At 65.4% G+C, this 23,553-nt stretch carries 23 protein-coding genes; 9 read left to right on the plus strand and 14 right to left on the minus strand.

The features are described from left to right. Positions 1 to 19: 19 nt before the first annotated feature. Together ACKAE7_RS12505 and ACKAE7_RS12510 are read right to left on the minus strand one after the other, a co-directional pair. Complete coding sequence (locus ACKAE7_RS12505; protein ID WP_191035695.1) at positions 20 to 364, minus strand: hypothetical protein; 345 nt, start codon at positions 362 to 364, stop codon at positions 20 to 22. Positions 365 to 460: 96 nt separating this feature from the next. Beyond that, positions 461 to 595 carry a hypothetical protein gene (locus tag ACKAE7_RS12510; protein WP_268238380.1) on the minus strand — a complete coding sequence of 45 codons (135 nt, stop codon included), beginning with the start codon at positions 593 to 595 and terminating at the stop codon, positions 461 to 463. Positions 596 to 1,319: 724 nt separating this feature from the next. On the opposite strand from ACKAE7_RS12510, the gene ACKAE7_RS12515 reads away from it, so the two are divergent. Further along, entirely contained in the window at positions 1,320 to 2,240 is a 921-nt protein-coding gene (locus tag ACKAE7_RS12515; RefSeq protein ID WP_408979355.1) for a peptidase, read from the plus strand. Here ACKAE7_RS12515 and ACKAE7_RS12520 read toward each other — a convergent pair. Further along, positions 2,209 to 3,708, minus strand: a complete 1,500-nt coding sequence (locus tag ACKAE7_RS12520; RefSeq protein WP_408979356.1) for an ammonium transporter — start codon at positions 3,706 to 3,708, stop codon at positions 2,209 to 2,211. The two genes, ACKAE7_RS12515 and ACKAE7_RS12520, sit on opposite strands and share 32 nt — an antisense overlap. A gap of 124 nt (positions 3,709 to 3,832) precedes the next feature. Further along, on the minus strand, positions 3,833 to 4,537 hold the full coding sequence (locus tag ACKAE7_RS12525) for a TetR/AcrR family transcriptional regulator (protein ID WP_408979357.1): 705 nt from the start codon (positions 4,535 to 4,537) through the stop codon (positions 3,833 to 3,835). Between the two features lie 171 nt (positions 4,538 to 4,708). On the opposite strand from ACKAE7_RS12525, the gene glnT reads away from it, so the two are divergent. Then, positions 4,709 to 6,070 (plus strand): type III glutamate--ammonia ligase, encoded by a 1,362-nt coding sequence (glnT, locus tag ACKAE7_RS12530; RefSeq protein WP_191035698.1) that lies wholly within the window; start codon positions 4,709 to 4,711, stop codon positions 6,068 to 6,070. Positions 6,071 to 6,078: 8 nt separating this feature from the next. Next, positions 6,079 to 7,074, plus strand: a complete 996-nt coding sequence (locus ACKAE7_RS12535) for an alpha/beta fold hydrolase (RefSeq protein ID WP_408979358.1) — start codon at positions 6,079 to 6,081, stop codon at positions 7,072 to 7,074. Between the two features lie 16 nt (positions 7,075 to 7,090). Here the strand turns inward: ACKAE7_RS12535 and ACKAE7_RS12540 are convergent, their stop codons facing one another. The 4 genes from ACKAE7_RS12540 to ACKAE7_RS12555 form a co-directional block, all read right to left on the minus strand. Next, the gene (locus ACKAE7_RS12540) at positions 7,091 to 7,267 is read right to left on the minus strand and encodes a hypothetical protein (RefSeq protein WP_408979359.1); all 177 of its coding nucleotides are present in this window, start codon (positions 7,265 to 7,267) and stop codon (positions 7,091 to 7,093) included. A 264-nt stretch (positions 7,268 to 7,531) separates the two neighbouring features. Beyond that, positions 7,532 to 8,005 (minus strand): SRPBCC family protein, encoded by a 474-nt coding sequence (locus tag ACKAE7_RS12545; protein ID WP_408979360.1) that lies wholly within the window; start codon positions 8,003 to 8,005, stop codon positions 7,532 to 7,534. Positions 8,006 to 8,183: 178 nt separating this feature from the next. Then, positions 8,184 to 9,224: a hypothetical protein gene (locus tag ACKAE7_RS12550; RefSeq protein ID WP_408979361.1), complete on the minus strand. Its 1,041-nt coding sequence runs from the start codon at positions 9,222 to 9,224 to the stop codon at positions 8,184 to 8,186. A gap of 42 nt (positions 9,225 to 9,266) precedes the next feature. Next, entirely contained in the window at positions 9,267 to 10,127 is an 861-nt protein-coding gene (locus ACKAE7_RS12555; RefSeq protein ID WP_408979362.1) for a phosphatidylinositol-specific phospholipase C/glycerophosphodiester phosphodiesterase family protein, read from the minus strand. A gap of 263 nt (positions 10,128 to 10,390) precedes the next feature. Here ACKAE7_RS12555 and ACKAE7_RS12560 point away from each other — a divergent pair, with 263 nt between their 5' ends. Then, a complete protein-coding gene (locus ACKAE7_RS12560) occupies positions 10,391 to 11,377 on the plus strand; it encodes an aldo/keto reductase (protein WP_408979363.1) in 987 nt (328 codons plus the stop codon). Between the two features lie 60 nt (positions 11,378 to 11,437). Here ACKAE7_RS12560 and ACKAE7_RS12565 read toward each other — a convergent pair whose 3' ends face one another. From ACKAE7_RS12565 to ACKAE7_RS12585, 5 genes are all read right to left on the minus strand, one after another. Then, entirely contained in the window at positions 11,438 to 12,583 is a 1,146-nt protein-coding gene (locus ACKAE7_RS12565; protein ID WP_408979364.1) for a PQQ-dependent sugar dehydrogenase, read from the minus strand. Positions 12,584 to 12,650: 67 nt separating this feature from the next. Next, the gene (locus ACKAE7_RS12570; RefSeq protein WP_408979365.1) at positions 12,651 to 13,922 is read right to left on the minus strand and encodes an MFS transporter; all 1,272 of its coding nucleotides are present in this window, start codon (positions 13,920 to 13,922) and stop codon (positions 12,651 to 12,653) included. 50 nt (positions 13,923 to 13,972) lie between these two features. After that, the gene (locus ACKAE7_RS12575) at positions 13,973 to 14,536 is read right to left on the minus strand and encodes a cyclophilin-like fold protein (protein ID WP_190613859.1); all 564 of its coding nucleotides are present in this window, start codon (positions 14,534 to 14,536) and stop codon (positions 13,973 to 13,975) included. Between the two features lie 166 nt (positions 14,537 to 14,702). Beyond that, positions 14,703 to 15,599: a helix-turn-helix transcriptional regulator gene (locus tag ACKAE7_RS12580; RefSeq protein ID WP_188813560.1), complete on the minus strand. Its 897-nt coding sequence runs from the start codon at positions 15,597 to 15,599 to the stop codon at positions 14,703 to 14,705. Positions 15,600 to 15,670: 71 nt separating this feature from the next. After that, the gene (locus ACKAE7_RS12585) at positions 15,671 to 16,807 is read right to left on the minus strand and encodes an alpha/beta hydrolase (protein WP_408979366.1); all 1,137 of its coding nucleotides are present in this window, start codon (positions 16,805 to 16,807) and stop codon (positions 15,671 to 15,673) included. Between the two features lie 225 nt (positions 16,808 to 17,032). Between ACKAE7_RS12585 and ACKAE7_RS12590 the strand changes: the two genes are divergently transcribed. Next, positions 17,033 to 17,506: a GNAT family N-acetyltransferase gene (locus ACKAE7_RS12590; RefSeq protein WP_191035709.1), complete on the plus strand. Its 474-nt coding sequence runs from the start codon at positions 17,033 to 17,035 to the stop codon at positions 17,504 to 17,506. A 285-nt stretch (positions 17,507 to 17,791) separates the two neighbouring features. On the opposite strand, the gene ACKAE7_RS12595 is transcribed toward ACKAE7_RS12590, so the two are convergent. Then, positions 17,792 to 18,649 carry an amidohydrolase family protein gene (locus ACKAE7_RS12595; protein ID WP_408979367.1) on the minus strand — a complete coding sequence of 286 codons (858 nt, stop codon included), beginning with the start codon at positions 18,647 to 18,649 and terminating at the stop codon, positions 17,792 to 17,794. Between the two features lie 75 nt (positions 18,650 to 18,724). Between ACKAE7_RS12595 and ACKAE7_RS12600 the strand changes: the two genes are divergently transcribed. From ACKAE7_RS12600 to ACKAE7_RS12615, 4 genes are all read left to right on the plus strand, one after another. After that, positions 18,725 to 19,471 (plus strand): GntR family transcriptional regulator, encoded by a 747-nt coding sequence (locus ACKAE7_RS12600; RefSeq protein WP_191035711.1) that lies wholly within the window; start codon positions 18,725 to 18,727, stop codon positions 19,469 to 19,471. 2 nt (positions 19,472 to 19,473) lie between these two features. After that, entirely contained in the window at positions 19,474 to 20,745 is a 1,272-nt protein-coding gene (locus ACKAE7_RS12605) for an SLC13 family permease (RefSeq protein ID WP_191035712.1), read from the plus strand. A 124-nt stretch (positions 20,746 to 20,869) separates the two neighbouring features. Continuing rightward, a complete protein-coding gene (locus ACKAE7_RS12610; protein WP_321202315.1) occupies positions 20,870 to 21,424 on the plus strand; it encodes a hypothetical protein in 555 nt (184 codons plus the stop codon). After that, the coding region (locus ACKAE7_RS12615) for an ATP-binding cassette domain-containing protein (RefSeq protein ID WP_408979368.1) at positions 21,421 to 23,553 on the plus strand (2,133 nt) is incomplete at its 3' end. The genes ACKAE7_RS12610 and ACKAE7_RS12615, both read left to right, overlap by 4 nt.

The following is a 23,553-nucleotide window of genomic DNA, read 5'->3' on the forward strand; positions in this document are numbered from 1 at the left end:
GCCTTGCCTCCTGCAACGTTTACGCAGCCAGCGGCATGTCGAACAGTTGCTCAGCGAGGCTGATGAGGTGGTGGGGCGCGTCCGTCTCTTCGCCCGGGTCCACGTAGCCCAGGAAGAGCGCCGTTCCGTGGATGGTGTCATCCGGCTCGACGCCGGCTTCGCGGATGAGGACTTCCGCCCGCAGGTTGGGAAAGGACCGGCTTCCGTCATTGTTCAGGTAGGCGCGCCAGCCGCGGCCGGCGATGTATCCGATGTTTCCGGCAGCCACTCGCTGGAGTGCTGTGGCGTCCAGAACCAGGGGTCTGAGGTGCACCGGGTGGGCCAGGCGGGCCGGAACCACCAGGGCGTTGCAGGAGAAGTTCATGGCGTGTCCTTGGAACTGAGCACGGGGGGTGCAGACGGGTGGAGCGCGGGCAGCCGGGCGGGCTAGGAGTTCCGTTCCCGGCTGCCCGCGGGCTTGTCAGCGCTGGTTCTTGCGCGGCTTTGCGAAATTCAGTTCGCTGTTCTCGTTTTTAGCCCTTTTATCGGCACGCTTTTCGAGAATTGTCTTGCCGGCCTTTTTTACTGCGCCGCTTTTGGGGGATTTTCCGGACATCGGAATCACGCCTTTCTGTGCTTTGCGTTACCCAGTACCATACCTACTTTTATTTTTTTCGCCAGTCCTTCGCAAACCGCGCGTTTCCGGGCGTCATCGCGCTCACCGCTGCGCGCCGAGCCGCACCAAAATTTTGTGCCACTTTTCCAACAATGAGCCTTGCCCCCGCAGTTTCACGTCCTCTGGAATTCCCAAATAAAACCGCAGTCCCACTCCAGGCTAAACGTGACTGCAGGCATCATGCAGACAGGAATTTTCCTGCGGAGGATTAAAAAAAGGGAGATGGGCCGGAATCATCCACGGGGGTTTGTTGGAGTGAAACGCCCTGGGCGCGGAGGTAGCATGCCCACATGAGCACCCGGGATACTCCTGCACAGATCGGTGACCTACCCCCGATCGGACGCCCAGCAAACAGCGCCCTGCTCGCGGCCGGCGTCAGCTCGCTGGTCCAGGTGGCCGCCTGCAGTCGCAGCGAATTACTCGCTATGCACGGGGTCGGTCCGAAAGCGGTCCGCATTCTGGAGGCTGCACTTGAGGCTCAAGGGCTGCGGTTAGCCGGCTGTCCCCCAACAGGGAAGCGATCAGTCCAACTGGGACAGGAGTAGCGGCGCAAAACGACCATGCTCTGCAACGCTCCAACCCACCTGTGGCGGGGGCTGGAACCAGCCATTAGGCTGAGCAAACCTATCTCAGGGATGGGTTTGGGGGCACAAGGGGGCAGCCGGTGGTACCGGATTTCGGCAAGAAGGGTTTTCCAGGCACGTTTGTTGGTGGACGGAACATCCCGGGCGTCCGGCGTTCGCCGAGCGGGCGCATCCCCCAGTGGGCGATCGATGAGGCCCTCGGGAAGCTGCAGGATCCCGAGCCCTGGCGTACAGTCACTGCACCAAAGGCAGGGAAAAGACGCGGCTACCGCAGGATCAAACAAGCAGGGACCCGCAAGTGGAGGTCGCGGTCAGCAACGGTCCTGGGCCTCGCGCTCGTCATCGGGCTTTACTTCACTCCCACACTTTTCGACCGGTTTGTCCTGTCCGCTGCACTGCCCCACCTGCCCGGATCAGATGTGCCTCCACCGGGGATCGAAGCTGCTTCGTCTCCGCTCGGCGTCCCGCCTGCCACCACCGGGTCTACCGCGTTCGTCCTGCAGGAGTCTCCTGACCCTGACCAACCATTTGTGGCCTACGACCCGTGCCGCCCGGTCCATTACGTGGTCCGCCCGGATTTGGCACCACCGGGTACGGAGCAGCTCATCCGGGAGTCCGTAGCCGCGGTTTCTGCTGCTACCGGACTGCAGTTTGTCTACGACGGGCCTACCTCCGAGGCGCCGTCATTAGACCGCGAGGCTTACCAGCCTGACCGGTACGGCAAGAAGTGGGCGCCGATCCTGGTTGCGTGGTCCACACCTGGGGAAGCGCCGGAACTGGAAGGGAGGGTTGCGGGGACCGGCGGCAGTTCGTCGATCCAGGTGCCAGGCGAGCCCTATGTGTACGTCAGCGGCCAGGTCCTCCTCGACGCACCGGGCCTCGCGGAAACGCTTGCCTATCCCGACGGGCAGGCCCTGGTTCGGGCTGTCATCATGCATGAGCTGGCGCATGTCGTCGGGCTGGACCACGTCAACGACCCCACCCAGCTGATGTACGAATAGAACAGCGGGCAGCTGGACTTCGGCGCCGGCGACCGCGCCGGCCTGGCATTGTTGGGGACCGGCGAGTGCGTCCCGCGGATCTGACAGCGGGCTGATCCGCCGGTCCCCCACAGGTTTTAGCGGGCGGTTGGCGCCGGCTTCTCCTCAACCGCTCTCCCACTAAGTGGTGCAGCTGCTCGGCGTGGCCGCGCGGGGCGTGAGCCTTGTCTTCACCGTTTTCGTAGGCGTTCTCGGCGTGGAGGCTGATGTCGAGTCCCTTCGCCTCCACCGGCGCCGCAACCCGGATGCCCATGGTCAGGTCAAGGACCTTTGCGATCACCCACGTGACCGTGAAGGTGTAGGCGAAGACTGCCAGGATGGCCAGGGCCTGGCGGCCGAGGAGCTCGAAGCCACCTCCGTAGAACAGCCCCGTCGCGCCGCTGGGTGCCTCCGGTGTGGCGAGGATGCCGATCAGGAGGCCGCCCACCACGCCGCCAATCAAGTGCAGTGCCGTGACGTCGAGGGCGTCGTCGAAGCCGAGCTTGTACTTGAGTGCAACGGCGAAATAGCAGACTGCGCCGGCGGCTCCGCCGATGGCCAGGGCAGCGAGCGGGGTGACGGCACCGCACGACGGCGTGATGGCCACGAGGGCGGCGATAGCGCCTGAGGAGGCGCCGAGGGTGGTGGGGTGGCCGTCCCGGATCTTCTCTACGAGGAGCCAGACGACGACGCCCGCGCAGGTGGCGGCGACAGTGTTGAAGACTGCCACGGCGGCATTGTTGTCCGCAGCGCCCAGCCCGCTGCCGTCGAATCCAATCCATCCCGTGAAGAGGAGCCCGACGCCCAGGAGGGTCAGAGGCAGGCTGTGGGCCTTGGGCTGCACGGGCCACGTGCGGCGCTTGCCGAGCACAAGAGCCAGGGCCAGCGCGGCCACACCTGAGTTCACGTGGATGGCCGTGCTCCCGGCGTAGTCAATGGCGCCCAAAGTGTTGGCGATCCAGCCGCCCCGGACCGAGCCGTCCGCCGAGTCGAACGCGAACACCCAGTGCGCCACCGGGAAATAGACCAGGCTCGCCCAGATCCCGGCGAAAGCCAGCCAGGCGCCAAACTTCATCCGGTCTGCCGCCGCACCTGCCACGATGCCGGCTGTCAGCCCCGCGAACATCAGGTGCAGAGCCGCCAGGGCGAGAGGCGGCAGGGCGGCGTCGTCAGGGGCGGTCAGAAGCTGGCCCAGCCCGGCGAACTCCAGCGGGTTGCCCAGCAGGCCCAGCCCGCCGATGGAATTGCCGAAGACGGCGGAGTAGCCGAAGGCGATCCAGAGAACGCCCACGACGCAGAAGGAGCCGAACACCATGAGCATCATGTTCATGGCAGTCTTGCGGCTGACCATTCCGCCGTAGAAGAGCGCCAGGCCGGGCAACATCAACGCGACTGCAATGACGGCGGTGAGCACCCACGCCGTGTTGCCCGCGAAAGTGGCAGTGTCCATACGAATCTCCAAGGGCTAGGTGACGGGCACGCCGCCCGGGGAGCGGGGCGCCAGCGTTTCGATACGCTATCTAAATTCTTGGAGCCGACGTTTTCGATGCCATATCGAATTCGTTTCGGATGGATTAACTTTCGGCAGAAGGGTTCCACCCGGCAGTAAGATCCGCAGCCTCCGCCCGGACAGCGGCCAACTTGCCAGGGGCCGCCAGCAGCCGGGCGAGGGTGGTGTCTGCGCTGAGCCCGGAGACCTGTTCCGCGGAATACGAGCGCAGGCCCGGCAATGGCTGGCGATAGTGCCGCTGGAGGCCCTCGTTCAGACCCAGCGCAGCCGTGGCGGCATCTTCGGACTCAACAGCCTGGAACTCGCCCGACTCGACACCCTGCCGGACAATTGATGCCGTCAGCCCGTGCAGCGCGGCGTAGTCGTCAAAGAATGCGCCGAAGTTCTGGGGCTGGGACCGCGCCACCCGCTCGAACTCGTAGAAGTCCAGGGGCGCCGAGCACAACTGCATGGCATCGGCGTGCAGGACGGCATACAGCCGGGGTGCGGCCGGACCGGACTGCCCCTCCAGCGACGCAGCCAGGGCCAGGGAGCTGCGGTTTTCCTCGAGCAGGGCCTGGAGGATGTGCTCCTTGCGGGCAAACCAGTAGTAGAGCGAGGACTGCCGCAGCCCGGCACTGCGGGCAATTTCACTCATGGTGGTTTCTGCGTACCCTTTTGCCACGAACAGCGCGGTGGCCTCACGGATGATGTCCTGCCGCGGGGAACCCGTGGGGGCGCCGCTCAGCCGCGGCCGGCCTGCAGCCGATGGTGCAGCATCCTTTGTCATCTCATACCTCTGCTCCCGCTTTTCCTGAACCTACCCCAGAGCCTATCTGCGAATGATTTACGGGCGTGAAACAATTTCGACACTCTATCGAAATTGCCGGTGGACAGACTTTCAATAACTTATCGAAAAGGCGTCGGCCAGGATGCCGAAGCGAACGAACAAGGAGACACCATGAGTGTGGAAACAGCACAGGCCGCAGTTGAGACAGTGCAGCAGAAGCTCCGGGAAGCTGGGGTCAAATACGCAATGTCGAGCTTCGTCGACCTGCACGGCAACATCAAGACGAAGTTCGTTCCGCTCTCGCACCTGCCGCAGATGGCCGCCGGCTCGGAACTGTTCACCGGCGCCGCCCTGGATGGCCTCCCCCAGGACATCAGCGACGAGGAACTCTCGGCCATTCCCGACCTGGACAGCGCCGTACAGCTGCCCTGGCGCAAGGAGGTGGCCTACTTCGCCAGCGACCTTTACACCGAGGGCAAGCCCTTCGAGGCGGCTTCACGGAACATCCTGAAGCGGCAGCTTGAAGCCGCCAAGGAGCTGGGATTCACCTTCAACCTGGGTATCGAGACCGAGTTCTTCGTCCTGAAGGACACCCCCGGGGGCCCTGTTGAGGTCAGCGACCGGGACAACCTCAGCAAGCCCTGCTACACCGCCCCGGCCGCGCTGGACAACTTCGACTGGCTCACCGAGATGGTCGAGGCAATGAACGACATGGGCTGGGGCGTCTACTCCTTCGACCACGAGGACGCCCAGGGACAGTTCGAGATCGACTTCAAGTACTCGGACGCCCTCACGATGGCAGACCGGGCAGTGTTCTTCCGGCTCATGGCCAACGAGATGGTCCGCAAGCACGGGTACTTCGCCACGTTCATGCCGAAGCCCTTCGCCGACCGGAGCGGCTCCGGCGCCCACTTCAACATGTCCCTTGCCGACGCGGAAACCGGCGTCAACCTTTTCGAGACCGACGACGACCCCCGCGGCTGCGGCATCTCGGAACTCGGCTACAAGTTCATCGCCGGCGTCCTGAAGCACGCACCCGCCATCTGCGCCGTCATCGCCCCCACCGTCAACAGCTACAAGCGCCTGGTCCGCAAGGGCAGCATGTCCGGCTCCACCTGGGCGCCTGTGTTCGTCAGCTATGGCAACAACAACCGCACCAACATGATCCGCGTGCCCCTGGCGGGCGGCCGGGTGGAGTGCCGCGCAGCGGACATCAGCTGCAACCCCTATCTCGGTGCTGCCATCATCCTCGCGGCAGGGCTGGAAGGCATCCGCGAGAACCTCGATCCCGGGGCGCCGCACACCGAGAACATGTACAACTACACGGAAGCAGAGATCCTGAAGAACGGCCTGGGCCTGCTCCCCCGGAGCCTTGGCGAGGCCGTCGAGGAGTTTGCGGCGGACAGCCTGTCCCGCGATGTGTTCGGCGAGTCGATGTACAACGCCTACATCGATTACAAGGGGCAGGAGTGGGACGAATACCAGGCCCACGTCTCCGAATGGGAGACCAAGCGGTACCTGAAGTTCTTCTAAGGGGTCCCGTGCACCAGGAATTCGCACTCGGCAGGTTCGGGCTGGTCTCCGGCCCGGACCTGCCGGACGCCAAGCTCGCCTATAAGACCTACGGGGAACTCAACGAGGCACGGGACAATTGCGTACTCCTCCCCTCTTACTACACCGGCACTCACGCAAGCTACGAACCCTGGATCGGCCCGGGCAGGATCCTGGACCCGGAGCGCTGGTTCATCGTCGCCGTCAACATGTTCGGCAACGGCCTGTCCACCTCCCCCTCTTACGCCTCCCCCGGGACCAGGGGTGCGGCTTTTCCGGATGTCGACATCGCGGACAACGTCATTGCGCAGCATCGCCTGCTCACCGCCCTCGGAGTCCGACACATCCGCATGGTCGCCGGCTGGTCCATGGGCGCCCTGCAGGCGTACGAATGGGCTGTCCGCTTCCCGGAGATGGTCTCCGCCATCCTTCCGGTTGCCGGGGCAGCCCGTTGTTCACCGCACAACTTTGTCTTCCTTGAGGGCGTGAGAGCTGCGCTGACCACTGACCAGGCGTACGACGGCGGCAGGTACAGTTCCCCGCCTGTCAGCGGACTGCGGGCGTTTGGGACGGTGTATGCCGGCTGGGCGTACTCCCAGGAGTTCTTCCGGAACGGCACTTACCGGGAGCTCGGCTACAGCGACGTTGGCCACGTGCTCGACGATTGGGCAGACGATCACGAGCACATGGATGCCAACAACCTGCTGACCGTGCTGGGCGCATGGCAGCGGGCCGACGTAGGGTCGCCAGCACGCGGTGGGTTCGAGGCGGCACTGGGGCGGATCCGGGCGCGCTGCATCGTTATGCCCAGCACCTCCGACCTCTATTTCCCCGAAGCGGACAGCAGGATCGAAGCCGATTTGATCCCCGGAGCCGAATTCCGCCCGCTCCAATCCAACCTTGGGCACATCGCCGGACGGCCCGGAATCCGCGGGGCGGAAACGGATCAGATCGGCGATGCCATGCGACAGCTTCTTGATGGCTGACGAAATGCCAGAACTACTACCCGTGGGCGAAGAACTCCGTAAGCTGGAAAATCAGCGTCCGGGGCGCCCTGTCCAGCGCACCGTGATCCGCTCCAGGCACCGCCGTGCAGCGGCCGTCGAACAACTGGGCGGAGAGGGCCTGGGCTATCACCGAACAGAAATCGTCGCTGTCGGAACCGAAGAGCACAAGCACGGGACGGGAATGCCGGCGTAGCGCTCTGCAGGAAGCCGGTGGCCGTCCAGCAGGGCGAGTTCCTTCACCGCACTGTGCACTGTGCCTTTCCACGCGCGGCCCTTGCGCGTGGAAATCGCCAAGGCATGGACCACCGCATGGAAGGCAGGGTCCGGAAGCGGGCTCTTGCTGAGTTTGACGGCCGGCGTCGGATGTTTCCACTGTGTGCTGTCGCATGACTGGCTGCGACGGCGCGAGGCACCCGCCGTCGTCCGCTTTCTGTTGTTAGAGCTGCCCGGCGGGGCCGCTGTCCTTGACTTCGCCACGCCAGCCGCCGGTTTCGGACCCCCGCGATTCGATGAAGTCCTTGAACTTCCGCATGTCGGCTCTGACCTGCATCTCGTCGATCTTCAGCGCCGCACCTGCCTTTTCAGTGACGGTTTCCGGTGCCCATTCGAAGTGGACTTTGACCTTCGTGTGGTTGGCATCCAGCGGCGTGAACCTGATGATGCCGGCATGGGACTTGCCGTCGGTGCTGCGCCAGGCGATCCGGTCGTCAGGCTCCTGGTCAACTATTTCGGTATCAAACTCCCGCTGTATGCCACCAACCTTGGTGACCCAGTGGTTGGTGGCGTCAGTCAGTTGGGTTACGGATTCCACACCGGACATGAACTGCGGAAAGGATTCGAACTGGGTCCACTGGTTGTATGCGGTCCGCACCGGTACTGCTACTTCAACGGTCGCTTCTACGTGTTCCATCTGCTGCCTCCTCATGACGGACGGCCGCAACAGCGGACCGGCAGAACTTGCCCTCCTGCCGGTCAGGCAGCCTCCACCTTTGCACGATAAATCCGGCGGATGCCTGTGTCCAGACCCTCGCAATTCCCCGGCGGACGACGGCGGGAGTCACCCGCCGTCGTCCGCTTGCGTTTACTGCCTACGAGCTGAAGGGGACCTTTTCCCAGCTCAGGACGTCCGCGCCGGCGTCGCTGTTGCCCGCGACGGAGAAGCGCACATAGTTCGTGGCGTTGGCGGAACCGTCAACAGTGATGCGCTGCAGGTTGTCCGCGGCAGTCTGACCATAGACCTCCAGCCAGGGTGAGCCGGCGGCGAGCGGCTGGTTCTCGGCGAAAACGTGGCTGTCGCCGTTGATCAGGTACACCGGCGCATCGAAGCTGTTGGTCTCCTCGATGATGGCCGCCACGATCTCGCGGAACCCGGACATGATCTCCGGGTCCACGGTGGCCGCGGCGAGCAGTGAGGGGTCGAACATGTCGGCCTGCGTCATAAGCACCACGGCGCGGTCGTTGCGGCGCTCGGCATCGGCGAACGTGCCGCGTATCTGGTCCAGTGCGGCGTCCGTCCGGGCGTCCACTTCGGCGAGTTGCTCCGGCGTGGCCGTGGTTTCGCCGAGGCCGGTCCATGGCTGCAGGGAGTTATTGCTGCCCTGGATGTTCAACACGGAGAAGGCCACCCGGTTCTGGGTGAAGCGGACGTTTTCGGGCAGCCCACGCTCCTCCTGGGTCTTGACCGGCATGGTGGCGCCCAGTGTCTTACCGGGCTGGTCGAAGAAAATTCCGCGCAGCGTGTCCAGCCGCTCCAGCGGGTTGTAGGCGCCGTTGTTGGTGCGGTGGCAGTCCACCCACTCGTTGTCGCCCGGGGTGAAGACCAGCGGGTGTGTGAACGTGTCGAACTGGGTGCGGATGGTGCTGAAGTACTCGTCCGAGCAGACCGAGGAGCCGTTCTTGATGTCGCCAACGTGGGTGACAAACTTCAGGTCCTTATCGGCGTTGATGTCCTGGATGCGGGCGGGGAACTTGGCGACTTCGGCATCGCCGTAGGGGATGTCGCCGATGACGCCGAAGGTGAACGCCTCGCCGTTGGAGGAGTTGCCCACCGCGTGGGCGGGCTGGGATGCAAGGAGGCCGAGCGCCAGGACGGCTGCCGCCGTCGTCGTTTTCAAGGTCTTTGAAGGCATGGGTGTGTTCCTGATTCTGCTGGGAGCGGATGATGACGTGGCTTAGGCCGTGCGGGCGGTGAGGAACTGCTGCAGACCCTTGAGGTCGTCGGTGTTGATGTGGTCCACGCCGGCGCCGGCGAGTTCGGTCCAGATGGCCTCCCGTGCTGCGCCGGGCTGGTCCGGGGTGGCCCAGAAGCGGACGCGGTAGCCGCTGGTGTGCGCCTCGGCAACATAGGCGTGGAGCTTGGCGCGCTCGGCTTCCGGCATGGGGCCGACGCCCTGCCAGGTGAAGAGCTTGGTCCAGTTGTCGCTGACCAGCGGCATCAGGCCGGCGGGCTTGCCGGTGGTGAGATCGGCGGAACGGCCGTCGTAGAAGCTGAACCGCTTCTCCTGTGCCTGCATCGTGGCCAACGGGCGGTTGCCGCTGATGACCGCGGTGACGGGTCCTGTCTTGGTGGTGCCGTTGGTGTAGCGGCTCATGATGTCGCGGTGCTCGGCGAGTTCCTGCTCGATGGCGGCGTAGGTGGCTTCGCCGTCGCTCTTGATGTCGATCAGGAGCTGCAGGCTGCCGACCCAGTGCGGGTAAACGCTGTGGCCGGGCTGGCTGCGGACCAGGTCCTGGAGCGGGTCAAGGTAGAGGCTTTCGAGCGTGACGCCGGGCTGGACGTCCTCCAGGTCGTGGGCCACCAGCAGCTCGCCGTCCACCAGCCACACGTCCGCTTCGACGCTGGTGAAGCCGTGCTCGAGCGCGTCCAACAGGGGACGTTCATGCTCGTAGTCGTTGTGCGCATGGGCCTGGGCGAGGGGCTGGCCCACGACGACGGGAGCCTGCTTGGCTGCCTCGGCTTGGGCCGGGGCTGCCGCTGTTCCCGCCAGGGAGGCGAGGACAACGACGGCGGCGAGGGTGCTTTTCACGAACACGGAGTACTCCTACGTACAGCTGGAATGTCCGCCCGGCTGTTTGGGTGCCGGGCAAAGGTGGCGTGAAAAGACTGCTGGTTGCGGGAGAACGCTTCGGGGCCGGCGGGTTGCTGGCAAGTGAACTGCGAGGGACATGGCAGGGAGAGGGGGAGGCAGGCCCTGCCAGTACCCGTTCCACCAGACACTCCCTCATCCGTCCAATAGGCCGTTGACTGGAGGAAGACCGTGCACAAACGTGCCAGCAGATAAACAAGGGAGACTTCATGCATACGCGAACACTCGGACAGGGGCTGCGGGTTTCGGCCGTTGGCCTTGGCTGCATGGGCATGTCCCAGGGCTACGGACCCAACCCCGGGGACCGCCAAGCAATGATTGGCGTACTGCGCGACGCCGTCGGGACAGGAATCAATTTCTTCGACACAGCGGAGGTATACGGCCCCTTCGTCAATGAGGAACTCGTCGGCGAAGCACTCGCCCCGGTCCGCGACGAGGTCGTCATAGCGACCAAGTTCGGGTGGCGGATCGAGAACGGGAGGTCCGTGGGGCTGGACAGTTCGCCGGACCGGATCAAGCGCGTCGCGGAGCAGTCCCTGCGCCGGCTGCGCGTAGACACCCTCGACCTCTTTTACCAGCACCGCGTCGACCCCAACGTGCCGATTGAGGAGGTTGCCGGTGCTGTGGGTGAGCTCGTTGAGGCTGGCAAGGTCCGCCACTTCGGGCTGTCAGAGGCCTCCGCCGCGACCATCCGGGCAGCCCACGCCGTTTTTCCGGTGACAGCCGTCCAGAGCGAGTACTCCCTGTGGACACGGGACCCGGAGCCGGAGGTACTGCCCGCCCTGGCTGAGCTGGGGATCGGGTTCGTGCCCTTCAGCCCCCTCGGCAAGGGCTTCCTCACCGGAACCGTCGATACATCCACGCAATTCGCCGAAGGTGACATCCGCGGCACCATCCCGCGCTTCACCCCCGAGAACCGCGCCGCCAACCAGGCACTGGTGCAGTACGTGGCGGAACTCGCCGCCGCTAAGACCTGCACCCCCGGGCAAATCGCACTGGCTTGGCTCCTGGCACAGCAGCCGTGGATTGTGCCGATCCCCGGAACCCGTCGCCGCGAGCGCGTGAAGGAGAACGCAGCGGCGTCCACCGTCGCGCTGTCCGCCGATGAAGTCGCCGATCTTAATGCCCTTGCCAGCCGAATCGGGGTGCAGGGAAACCGCTACAACGACCTTCACATGGGCCTGGTGGGGCGTTGACCCGCCTGGTGTCCCGTTTGTAGGGCTGCCGATTCGCCCGGCAGCGCGTGGGCATCTCGACTACTGCCGGGTCAGCTCCACGCTGAGGATGCGGTCGTCATCAGGACCGGGCCTGCCCCGGCCATCGGTGTTGTTGGTGACGAACCAGAGCTTCCCGTCCGGAGCCTCCGTGACGTCGCGGATGCGGCCGAATTCGCCGTCGTAGTAGGTGGTCGACGTCGAGGGGTCGGCCACGGGAACGGCCCGGAGGACCTGTCCGCGCAGGTTGGCGATGAACAGCGTCCCGTCAATGTGGGTCATTCCGCTGGGGCTGGCCTCGGTGGGCTCCCACTGCTGAACGGGGTCGGTGAAGTCCCCTGTGGTGGCTATCCCTTCAACGGTCGGCCAGCCGTAGTTGGCGCCCGCGGTGATGATGTTCAGCTCGTCCCAGGTGTTCTGCCCGAACTCGGTGGCGAACATGGTGCCATCCTCCGCCCAGGCCAGGCCCTGGGGGTTGCGGTGCCCGTAGCTGTAGACGAGCGAGTCCGGGAAGGGATTGTCGGCGGGGACGCCGCCGTCGGGGGTCATTCTCAGGATCTTCCCGTTCAGGGCTTCGAGGTCCTGTGAACTGTCGCGCCGGCCTGCATCGCCAATCGCGACGTAGAGCATGCCATCGGGCCCGAAGGCGATCCGGCCGCCGTCGTGATAGCTCGCGGAGCCAATGCCGTCGAGGAGCATTTCGGCCTGTCCCAGCGCCAAGGATCCCGGTTCTCCGGTGACGTCGAAGCGCTGGAGCCTGTTTCCGTCCGTCCCGGTGGAATACACGTACAGGCGGCCCTGGCTGTCCACGGCCAGGCCCAGCAGCCCGCCTTCCCCCACAGCCGCCACGCCGGGAATGTCTCCGATGGCGCGCGTGGTGCCGTCAGGGCTGAGCTCGAGGATCCGCCCGCTGTCCCGCTCACTGACCAGCGGGGTGCCGTTGCGGAACACCACGGACCAGGGAGCCTCCAGCCCGGTGGCCACGGCCTGGGGTGTGCCCGTCGGGGTGGAATTTCCCGCCGTCGCCGATGTCTCTGCTGAGGAGGGGGACGGGGACGGAACCGGCGTTGAGGCCGGCGTTGAGGCCGGCGTTGGGGGTGCTGCGGGCGGCGTAGTGGTGCAGGACGAGAGCAGCAGGCCCGCTCCGATGGTGAGTGCAAACAGGACTGGCGTGCGGGTGGCTTTCAAGGCTTTCTCCTGATGCGTTTGAGGATGTTTGTTGGCAGTAATGCTGCGGCAAGCGCCGCTTTGCTGGCTACCTGGGAAATGCCGTGCGGCGTCCCGCAACAGAGATAGCAAGCGCGACGGCGGCAAGTCCCACCAGGGCGGCCGGCAGGACCATCCCGTCAAGGCTGCTGATCACCACGGCGCCCGCCACACCCGCGGCAAAAATCGCCAGGTTGAACGCGACGCCGAGCATTGAGTTGGCAACATCGGCGTTTTCCCCGCTTGCAGCGCTGATGGCCGTTTGCAACTGTGCCGCCGCGCCACCAAAGGCGATGCCCCACAGGACGATCGCGGCGAGGACTGCCACGTAAGACGCGTGGCCAACGATGAAGATCGCACCGGCCACCAGGAAGCTTCCGAGGCTGAGCAGGACCAGGCGCCGGAGGCCCTTATCGATCACGGCGCCGGTGATGGCGATCCCCGCAATCGCGGCCGCACCGAACGTCATGAGCGCGATGTCCACCGGGAGATCAAGGCTTGCCCCGCGGAGGTAGGAGCCAATGTAGGTGTACATGATGTTGTGCCCAAGCATCCAGCTGACGATGACGCCGAGGACAACCGCCACGCCCGGGATGGCGAAGACCCGTGCCAGGGATGCGCGTGACCCGGGCCGTTGTCCGGGCGCGTCCGGGACCAGGAAGACCGCCAGCAGGAGGGTGGCCACCGTGAGGACTGCCAGCACGCCGAAAGACCAGCGCCAGTCGAACGTCGTACCCAGCCAGGAGCCGAAGGGCGTCCCCACTGCCAGGCCCACCGGGGTTCCAACAGACGCCACGGACAAGGCGCGGCCGGCCTGGTGCGGAGCGGTGATACGCCGGGCATAGCCGGCAGTCATCCCCCACAGCAGGCCGGAGAACGCACCGGCCAGGAGCCGGGCTCCCAGGGAGAGGGCAATGTCCGTGGAGAATGCCGTGATGAGGTTCGCGGCTAGAAAGCCGAGAATCCCGACGATGAAAACAGGCTTCCGGCGCAGGCCACGGGTCAACGCGATGGCGGGCATGGCCGCAACGACTGTTCCCAAAGCATAGGCACTGACAAACTGCCCCGCAGTTCCCTCGGTAACGGCGAGTCCCGAAGCGATCTGGGGCAACAGGCCGGCGGGCATGGTCTCGGTGGCAATCAGGAGGAATCCCATCAAGGCCATGACCAGCAGGGCCGCCCAAGGGAAGCGTCCGGCAGGTACGGCAGGATCGCTTGCCGGGGCCCAATCCTTTGTTTCTTCAGTAATGCTGATGTTTTCGGAGGGCAGGGCGTCGATGGGCGCTTCGCGGGCGCCATCCTCAAGGGTTGCTCGAGTCAAAACGGTTCCGTTCTTTTGTGGAAAATTTCGGAGCAGCCGTGTCATCCCGCTCAGTTAGCGGGAGCCAGCCTGGCGGTAAAAGAGCCTGTTTGGTCCCGGATCGCCGCGAGGTCATCGAACGATCCGATCCGCACAATTCCGCGGGAGTACCCGACGCTCTCGTAATAGAGGACCAGGGCCTGATCGGGCGCGTAGTAGCCGATGGCCAGTGGTTCTGCGCTGTCGCCGGCGGGAACGCCGTCGAGCGAAAGCGCCTCCGGCAGCTCTGCGATCTTTTCCTGCCCGCCGTAGTCCCTGAAGGAGAGCGTCAAGGGAAGCTGCCCGATCAGGGAGCGTGCAGTGGCGTTGCTGGAAAGGGTCCCTGTCACGGTCTCGCCACCGACGTCGATGGTGATCGGGGTGCTGTCTGCAGCAGCCGCTGAGGACGGGACCGGTGAAGGCTGAGACGACGACCCGCCGGCCGCCGTCGAAGTTTCCAGCGGGGAGGACGGCGGCTCAGTAGTGGAGGACGGCGGTTCAGTGGTGGAGGCCGGACCGTTCGAAGGGGTACTGCATCCGGCCAGGGGCAACGCCAGTACGCACATCGCAGCCAGGGCCAATGTCTTCAGGTGCATTGCAGATGGTCCGTTCCACTCACGAAAATTTGGTCCCTTCCAGCAAAGCAGCTGGCAGAGAAGTGCAGGAGCCCCTGTTGTGAGGGGTACTGGGAGGGACCCCTACGCGACCCCCGCGGTGAGGCCCGCCGTCGGCCGTTCTTTCGTTCCTGGTGGCCGGCGCCCCTCAGCCGTCCGTCCCGGTCTTTTCGGATGCAGCCCGGACGGAATGTCCATACTCGCTGGCCGCCCATGAGGCGAGCAGCTGCATGCGCTCAGCCGACGCCGACCCCGGCTCCGCGGTGTAGATGGTGAGAGTCAGCCCGGGTTCGGCGGCCATCTCCAGCCCCTCGAAAGCGAGAGTCATTTCGCCCACAACCGGGTGGTTGAAGGTCTTGAACCCGGTGCCGTGATGGCGGACATTGTGTGCACCCCAGCGTCGGCGGAACTCGTCGCTGCGGGTTCCCAGCTCGCCAATGAGGTCGTGGAGTTCCTTGTTATGGGGGTCCCGGCCAGCCTCCGTCCGCAGGATGGAAACGGTCACCTCGGCGAAGGCATCCCAGTCCGGGTAGAACTGCTGGGCACGTTCGTCCAGGAACGTGAACCGGGCGATGTTCGGTGACTGGCCGGGCATATCGTAGCAGTCCTTGTAAAACGCCCGGGCCAAGGGATTGACCGCCAGCAAATCCATCCGGCCGTTACGAACGAACGCGGGACCGGCCGTGATCGCATCAAGCGCCCACTGCAGGCTCTGATGCGGCACGTAGGACTTGGACGTCCGGCGCCGCGGCGGCCGGGCAGCCGGGCTGGCCGCGCTGGCGAGGTTGAACAGGTGGGCCCGCTCGGCGTCGTCCAGGCGCAAAGCCCTGGCGATGCTCTCCAGCACCTGGCCAGAGGCGCCGCTGATCGCGCCGCGCTCCAGGCGCGTGTAGTACTCAACGCTCAAACCGGCAAGGATTGCTACTTCGCTGCGGCGTAAACCCTTCACGCGCCGGTTCGCCCCGGCAGGCAAGCCAACCTGCTGGGGTGAAACCTGGGCGCGTCGCGAAACGAGGAATTCGCGTACTTCTGCTCGGTTGTCCATGCTTTCCACGCTAGGCCAAGCTTTGCAGGTGAGGGAGTCCCTTCCAGTACCCCTCCCCCGCAGCCCCCTTCCTAGAGCTGGGTACGGAAGAAGTCCGTGAGCTTGTCGAAGGGGATCAGGCCGGTGCGGTCGTAAAGGTCCACGTGGCCGGCTCCGGGAACCCAGAAGAGTTCCTTGGGTCCGGTGGCGAGCCGGTAGGCCTCTTCGCTGAACTCCCTTGAGTGCGCCTGGTCACCGGCGATGAACAGCAGCGGCCGCGGTGAGACCAGGTCCAGATCGGTAAACGGATGGAAGTTCATGAACTTGGTGTTGGTGGCCAGGGCCGGGTGCGTGGTGGTGTTCGGGTGGTAGCCGCGGGCGGTCCGGTAGAAGTCGTAAAACTCCCGGTCCACAGCGGTGGACTCTGCCGTGAGCTCATCCGGTGTGCCGCCGGTGTACTCCATCGCGCCGCCGGCGAACTCGACGTCGCGCTGGGCAGCTGCCGTGGCGATGAAGGCCTTGCGCTGTTCCAGGGTCACGGATTTGTTGAGTCCGTCGCGGTTGGCGGCGCCCATGTCGTACATGCTCACCGTGGCGATCGCCTTGATCCTCGGATCGATCTTTGCCGCGCTGATCACGAAGCTGCCGCTGCCGCAGATCCCGATGGCCCCGACGCGCTCCTTGGCAACGAAGGCCTGCGCCCGCAGGTAGTCGACGGCGGCGCTGAAGTCCTCGGCATAGATGTCAGGCGAAACCGAGTTTCCGGGCTTGCCGGCGCTCTCTCCCCAGAAGGAGAGGTCGAAGGAGAGCGTGACGTAGCCCTGCTCCGCCATTTTGGTGGCGTAGAGGTTGGCGCTCTGTTCCTTCACGGCGCCCATGGGGTGGCCTACCACCAGTGCAGGGTGGGTGGTCCCCCGGTCCAGGTTGTTGGGGACGAAGAGGTTGCCGACGACCTTCATCTCGTACTTGTTCTTGAACGAGATCTTCTTCACCGTGACCTGGTTGCTGGTGTAGAAGTTGTCCGCGCCGTTGGAGGTGTCGCCCGGTTCGAGGTCTTTGGGCGAAACAGTCGGTGCTGCGAAGGCCGGCCCGGCTCCTGCCAGCCCTGCCGCGCTGGAGAGCCCGATGGCCGCCGCGCCTGCACCTGTCAGCTTGATGATGTTGCGGCGCGACACGCCAGCCTGGATTCCCTGAGTCGTGGTGTTGTTTCCGTTGCAGTCCGTGCTCATCGTCTTCATCCTTGGGATTGTCGGTTACGTATGTGGTTGGACTTCGTCGTCCTTTCGAGCACACCACGGCCGGAACGGCCAACGGGAGTCCCTGCTGAGGCTGGTTCTGCCAGAGCCCCCATGGGTACTCACGAACTGGTCACTCAACGAGAGAGGCCCTGCCGCGAACCGAACGTGGTTGGTGGCGTCACGGAGTCCGCCGATCCAGCCGGTACATTAGAGCCGATGATTTCCATTGACCGGGACGACCCCGCACGCGGCGACGTCCATCAGCTCCTCAGCGAACACCTGGCGGATATGTTCGCCACGTCCCCGGCCGAAAGCGTCCACGCCCTGGACCACTCCGCGCTGTCCGCGCCGTCGATTACGTTCTGGACCGCCCGCGAGGACGGCGGGCTGCTGGGATGCGGCGCACTCAAGCTCCTGGATTCCGCTTCCGGCAGGCCGGTGCACGGCGAGATCAAGTCGATGCGCACCACGGCAAGCGCCCGCGGACGGGGCGTAGCCACCCTCATGCTCCGCCATATCCTCGACGATGCCCGCGCCCGGAACCTCGAGCGTCTCTACCTTGAGACAGGAACCGAGGACTACTTCGCCCCCGCGCGCCGCCTGTATGCCCGGAACGGCTTCACTGAGTGCCCGCCGTTCGCTGGCTACGTCCTGGACCCCAACAGCGTCTTTATGGAGCTCCGCCTGTAGGAAGCACTCGTGTGGGCGCCGCGGAGACCGAAAAGACAGCGCGGAATGTCAGGCGGCACAGCGGTCAGGCATGCGCACGTGCTGCCAGCCGATGGCGCCGGCCTGTAGCGCATCAAGTGCCGCAGCAGGGACGTGGTCAGCGCGTGGGTTTCTCCAAGGCGGGCGGATGCTGCGCGTTCGCCGATGGTGAGCGCGCATGCGACTTCCGGCACATTGGACACTCCGACGTCGTCCGCGTCGGTTGGATGCTGCTCTCCTGCAGCCGTTGCCGCCCCGCCTGCCCTTTCAGTCGCGGGGGCCTTGGAGCGCCGGTTCAGCGCGGCGGCAAGTGGTGGGATCAGCCCACCCGAAGAGTGTTTGGGCGTTTGTTGTCATCATCCGGTCAAAAAGCTCCTCACCTGCCAGCGCCCGGCCCCATTCAAGAATGTTGCCGTAGGCCTGGTCTTCGTGCCGCGTAAAGGGCCAGTCACTGCCGAAAACCAGCCGGTCCGTTGAGCCATTCTTTACCAGCCTGGCGAACATGTCGGCAGCCTCCTGCGGTGAGGACCGGTAGGGCCCTGACACCTTGACCCAGACGTGGGCCTGGCTGAAGAGCTGCAGTACAGCGTGGATAGCCCCGGGGTTCTGGGCATGAGGCAGACCGAGATGGTCGATGACGATCTTCGAGGGCCAGTTACTGAGCGCGGCCGCCAGGGCGGACCATTGCGTCCCCGAGGCCTGAACTTCCAAATGCCAGCCATGCCTGGCCATTGATTGGCCCGCGGCTTTCCATTCAGGTAGATAGAGGTCCGGCAGGGGCTGTCCGATGAGATTCAGGCGGACCCCCCGGACCCCGGCAGCGTCCAAGTCACGCACTCGGCTGGGGGAAAGATCGGCATCCACCCGGTCCGGCGAAACTACAACCACTCCCCGGAGTGCAGCCGGAGCTGAAGCCAGTGCTGCCAAGAGGTAGCTGTTGTCGGAACCGAGGAAGCTGGGCTGAACCAGAACGCCTCGTGCCACACCGTTGGCGGCCAGGACGGCCAGGTACCGGCTCAGGGGAGCGGCATAGGCCGGCACGTAGCGCGCACCTGCAACAGTAGGCAATCCAGGCTCAAAAATGTGGGCGTGGGTGTCAATCCACGCGGCGGGCATTTCATTCATGCATTTACCCTACCGGAAACCATTAAACCTTTATAGGACTAGACCTATAAAGGAATTTGTTCTACGCTGTGAGGCATGACACAAGCTTCCAGCTCCCCGGCTTTGGCTCAGACCGATCAGCGGCTGCCTCTTCATGCACGGGTCAAAGACGACCTGATCCGGCGCGTCCGGGCCAACGAATGGGGAAGCACCACACCCCTGCCGCCCGAGTCCGCGCTGGCGGAGGCCTACGCCATCTCAGTGGGAACGCTGCGGCGTGTCCTTGCCGAACTCGCCGCTGACGGGATTCTGGAACGCCATCAGGGCCGCGGCACGTACGTGCGCCGCGCCACCTTCCAGCACTCGCTCTTCCGTTTCTTCCGGATGCAGGGAGGGACCGGGCAGACTCCCGGAAGCCGCATCCTCGAGCGGAACACGCAGGACGCGCCCGCCCACGTCGCCGCTGCCCTGAACGTCAAGGAACATTCTGCGGTCTTGCACCTGCACCGTCTTCGTTTGTGGCAGGACACCCCTTTCCTGATCGAGAACATCTGGCTCCCACTGCCGCAATTTCAGCCAATCGCTGAGATTAGCCTCGATGAGCTGGGCAGCCTGCTGTATCCGGAATACGAAAAGCGGATCGGGCTCATCATCGGCTCGGCAACCGAGGAACTTTCGGTCACCCAGGCAACCGACGGCCAGGCCGTACTCCTGAACTGCATAAGCGGGGACCCCCTCGTCAAAATCAACCGCACCGCGCGCACCCACACCGGCGACGTCGCCGAGTACCGCGAGTCCCATGGGCTGGCGTCCTCATTCCGATACCAAGTGGAGATCAACTAGCCATGCAAGAACTCGTGGCCGTATCCGGCCTTGTCCTCATCTTCGGCCTCTCAATGTGGCGAAAAATCAACATGGGCGCTGTGGCCCTGGTTGTCGCCTTCCTCCTCGGCGTCCTGTATTTCGGCCAGACAGCCTCCGGAATCGCCTCCGGATTCCCAGGCAGTCTCCTCATCACACTCTTGGGCGTGACCTACCTCTTCGGCATGGCCCGGGCCAACGGCACCATCGACCAGATCGTCGGAGGCGCTGTGGGTGCCGTTCGGGGACGGGTTGCCCTTGTCCCATGGGTATTCTTCATCCTCGCCGCCATCATCACGGGCTCCGGAGCACTCTCCGCAGCCACCAACGCCATCCTCATCCCCGTGGGCCTTGCCTTCGCCCAGCGCTACAGGATCAACCCACTGCTCGTGGGCCTGTGCATCATCAACGGCACCAACGCCGGCGGGTTCTCCCCCATCGCCGTCTACTACAACATCGTGGACGGCGTCCTGGACAAAGTCGGCATCTCAGTCGACGCCGGCCAGCTCTTCCTCTGGACCTTCATCGCCAACGTAGTCATCAACGCCGTCGCGTTCATCCTCCTCGGCGGACCCGAACTGATACGCCGCGGACGCGAAGAAGACACAGCTGACCCCACCACCTCCTACCTCGGCGGCGGCACCGCAACCATCACAAAAACCGCTACCTGGACCGGCCAAAAAATAGTCACCGTAGTGCTCATGACCAGCATCCTTGTCGGCGCCCTGGGCTTCAAGCTCGACGTCGGATTCCTCGCCCTTGCCGCCGCGGTGACCCTTTCGGCCCTCTACCCGCAGCACTCCAAGGAAGCCCTCGGGCACATCGGCTGGAACGTCATCCTCCTCATCGGCGGAATCGTCACCTATATCAGCATGCTCGAAACCGCAGGCGTCATCAAAGAACTCGCCAACTCCGTCGCCGGAATCGGCACCCCCCTGCTGGCAGCGCTCATGATGCTGGTCGTGGCAGGGGTGGTATCGGCCTTCGCCTCCACCAACGCCATGTTCGTTGTGCTTGTCCCCCTGGCAGCACCCCTGCTCACTACCGGTTCCGTTGGTGTCCTGGGCTTCGTCATCGCCCTCTGCATCGCAGCGTCAGCCGTCGATTCCAGCCCCTTCTCCACCGGCGGCGCACTCGTCGTCGCCAACACTGAGGAAGAAAAGCGCGAACAAACCTTCCGCGGCATGATGATCTGGGGAATGTCCATGATCGTCGCAGCACCACTGCTGGCCTGGCTCCTGTTCGTCGTGATCTAGCACCCCGACACACTGCAGATACAGGAACGACGGCGGGACTCCCCGCCGTCGTTCCTGTCGACGGATGGCGTCACAAAACGCGGCCGCCTCCGGATCCTGCCGGGCAACGCCCTACCCTTAACAGGTGACTTTGACTAAGATGCGCACCGCCGCCGCGAGCTCCCTCGCCGCCGCCGGTCTCCTGTTTTCCCTCGCCGCCTGTTCCGCGCCGGCCGCCACCCAGCCAACCACCTCCGCGCCGTCGCCGTCGGCCGCGACCTCCAGCGCCGCCGACGCTCCCTGCGATGGCGTGAAGGTCATCGTCGACTCGGGCGCCCTGAAGCAGGAAGCCGCCGACACCACCGTGTGCGTGCCCGTGGACGAGCCCGCGGTCGCTGCCGAGATCCTCGAAGAGGCGGACGTGGAAACCGAGGGCACCACGCAGTACCCCACCGAACTGGTGTGCCGGGTGAACGGTGTGCCCGCCGCGGACTTCGATATCACCCACAAGGAGGGCACGTACCGCGAAGAATGCGGCAGCATGCCCGCCGCCTTCGCCTACTGGGCACTCTGGGTCAAGCCGGCCTCCGGTGAGTGGGCCTACGCCCAGGAAGGCCTCGCCACCCTAAAGGTGAGCCCCGGCGAGAGCCTGGAACTCCTCTTCACGGTCGACGGCGAACCGGCCACCCCCGCGGCATGACCTTCCGGCCCGCGCCATTACGCGCCGCGGCGGCTCTCGCCGTCGTCTTCATCGTGGCGCGGGTCATCTACCGCATCCTTTTCAACGGGGCGGGCATCGGCGAGCCGGTCCTGCTGGACCTGCCGGCCATGCGCCTGCCTGCCCCGTACGCCCATGTGGTTTTCCTGGGCCCGGTAAGCGGACCCGGACTGTGGGCGGCGGTCCTGTCCGCCCTGCCGATTGCCGCGATGTTCCTGGGTTTCGGCCTGCTCAACGCCTTTGTGGACGTGGCCCGCGGGTTTGTGCATCTGGCCCGCCGCGGCCCCATGCAGGGCATCGGCCGGATGCTTGTGGTGGCCTGGGCGGCGCTCCCCGCGCTGTCCGACGCCGTGACCTCCGTCCGCCTGGCGTTCCGGTTGCGGGGCGAACGCTTCGGCCCCCGCGCCCTGGTGCCCGTCCTCGAGCGCACCCTTGAGCACGCGGGCAGGGTTGCCGCCGCCCTGGAGCTGCGCGGCTTCGGGAGCCGGGCGGAGCACCGTTCCAAGAACGACGACGGCGGCCCCCTTCTGGTGCGCGACGCACAGTTCCGCATTGGCGACGCACAGGTGAGCGTCCCGGAGTTCACGCCGCGGGGCGGCTCCATCACGGTAATCACAGGGCCCACCGGCTCCGGGAAGTCCACCATCCTGCGGGGCATCGCAGGCCTCCTCTCGCACGTGGACGGTGGCGAAGTTTCCGGCACCGTGCGCGTCGCCGGTGCGGACCGTGCCGCCACGCCGCCGCGGGATACCGCCCGCGGGGTCGGCGTCGTGCTCCAAAATCCCCGCGCCGCCTTCGCCACCACCAAGGTCCGGGACGAGATCTCCCTGGCCCTTGAACTGCGCGGCGTGGCGTCCGGCACCGCCAAGGTCCGGGTGCTGGAGGTCTCCGAGCGCATCGGGGTTACAGCGCTGCTGGACCGGAACGTCAGTACCCTCTCTGCGGGCGAGGCAACGCTCGTGGCAATCGCCGCGGCCGTCGTGGAAAATCCGGCTTTGCTCCTGGTGGACGAGCCCCTGGCCGACCTCGACACCTCCGCACGCGGCCACGTCATCGCCGTGCTCCAAGCCCTCGCCCGCGACGCCGGCGTTTGCGTCATCGTGGCCGAGCACAGAGCGTCAGCGCTCGTCCCCGTTGCCGACTCGTGGTGGACAATAGACGACGGCACATTGATTCCAACTGCAGGGGTTCCGGCTGCCGCGCCGTCAACTTCGCAGCCTGTCGAGGCTCAGCAGATCCCTTCTCCGCCAGCTGACATCGCCCCGGTGCTGACGGCAACAAACCTCGCCGTCCACCGCAAGGGCAACACCCTGGTGCGCCATGCATCCCTCACCCTGCACAGCGGTGAACTGGTGGCCCTGGTGGGCCCGAACGGAGCCGGGAAGTCCTCCCTCCTGGTTGCCCTGGCTCTGGGTGAAGGAATGGGTGGTGCGACCATGCTCGACGGCGGCCGCGTCGCCTTGGTGCCGGACGCCTCTGACGATCTTTTCACCAGGGATTCTGTGGCGGGCGAGCTGCGCGCGGCCGAGCGTCGCCTTGCCCGCCGAAAGAACGGCGGACAGCCCGCACCCGGCTTTGCCGCGTCGCGACTGGCCCGGCTGCGGGGCGACGTCACGATCCCCATCGGCCACGAACATCCGCGGGACCTCTCTGCCGGCGAGCGCAGGATCCTGGCCATCGCGCTGCAGACCATGGACGATCCCCAGGTGCTCCTGATCGATGAGCCCACCCGCGGGCTCGATCCTTCGGCACGGGCGGCAGTCGCGGCGGCACTGCGTGCGGCGGCGGACGCCGGCGCGGCGGTCCTCATCGCCACGCACGACCACGACTTTGCCCACGGCCTCGGTGCCCGGATCCTGCCAATGCGTGACGGCGTCGCACCTTCCTCAACACCGGCCGAAGAACCCGAGCCGCCCCTCCCGCTCCCCCGGGTTGCAGCTGCCGGACCGGAACCGAGGGGCAGCGAATCAGAGACCCACAGCGCAGAACGAAAGCCCCACCGCATCCGGCTGCCGCGCGGCGCCGAACTCGCTATCCTCGGCGCGGCAAACCTCCTGGCCCTCGCCGCCTTCTGCTGGCCGCTGCTCGCCGCGGCCCTCCCGCAGGACGCA

Origin of the sequence: Pseudarthrobacter sp. NKDBFgelt (genome assembly GCF_046097905.1) — a bacterium.
GTDB classification, from domain to species: Bacteria; Actinomycetota; Actinomycetes; order Actinomycetales; family Micrococcaceae; genus Arthrobacter; species Arthrobacter polychromogenes.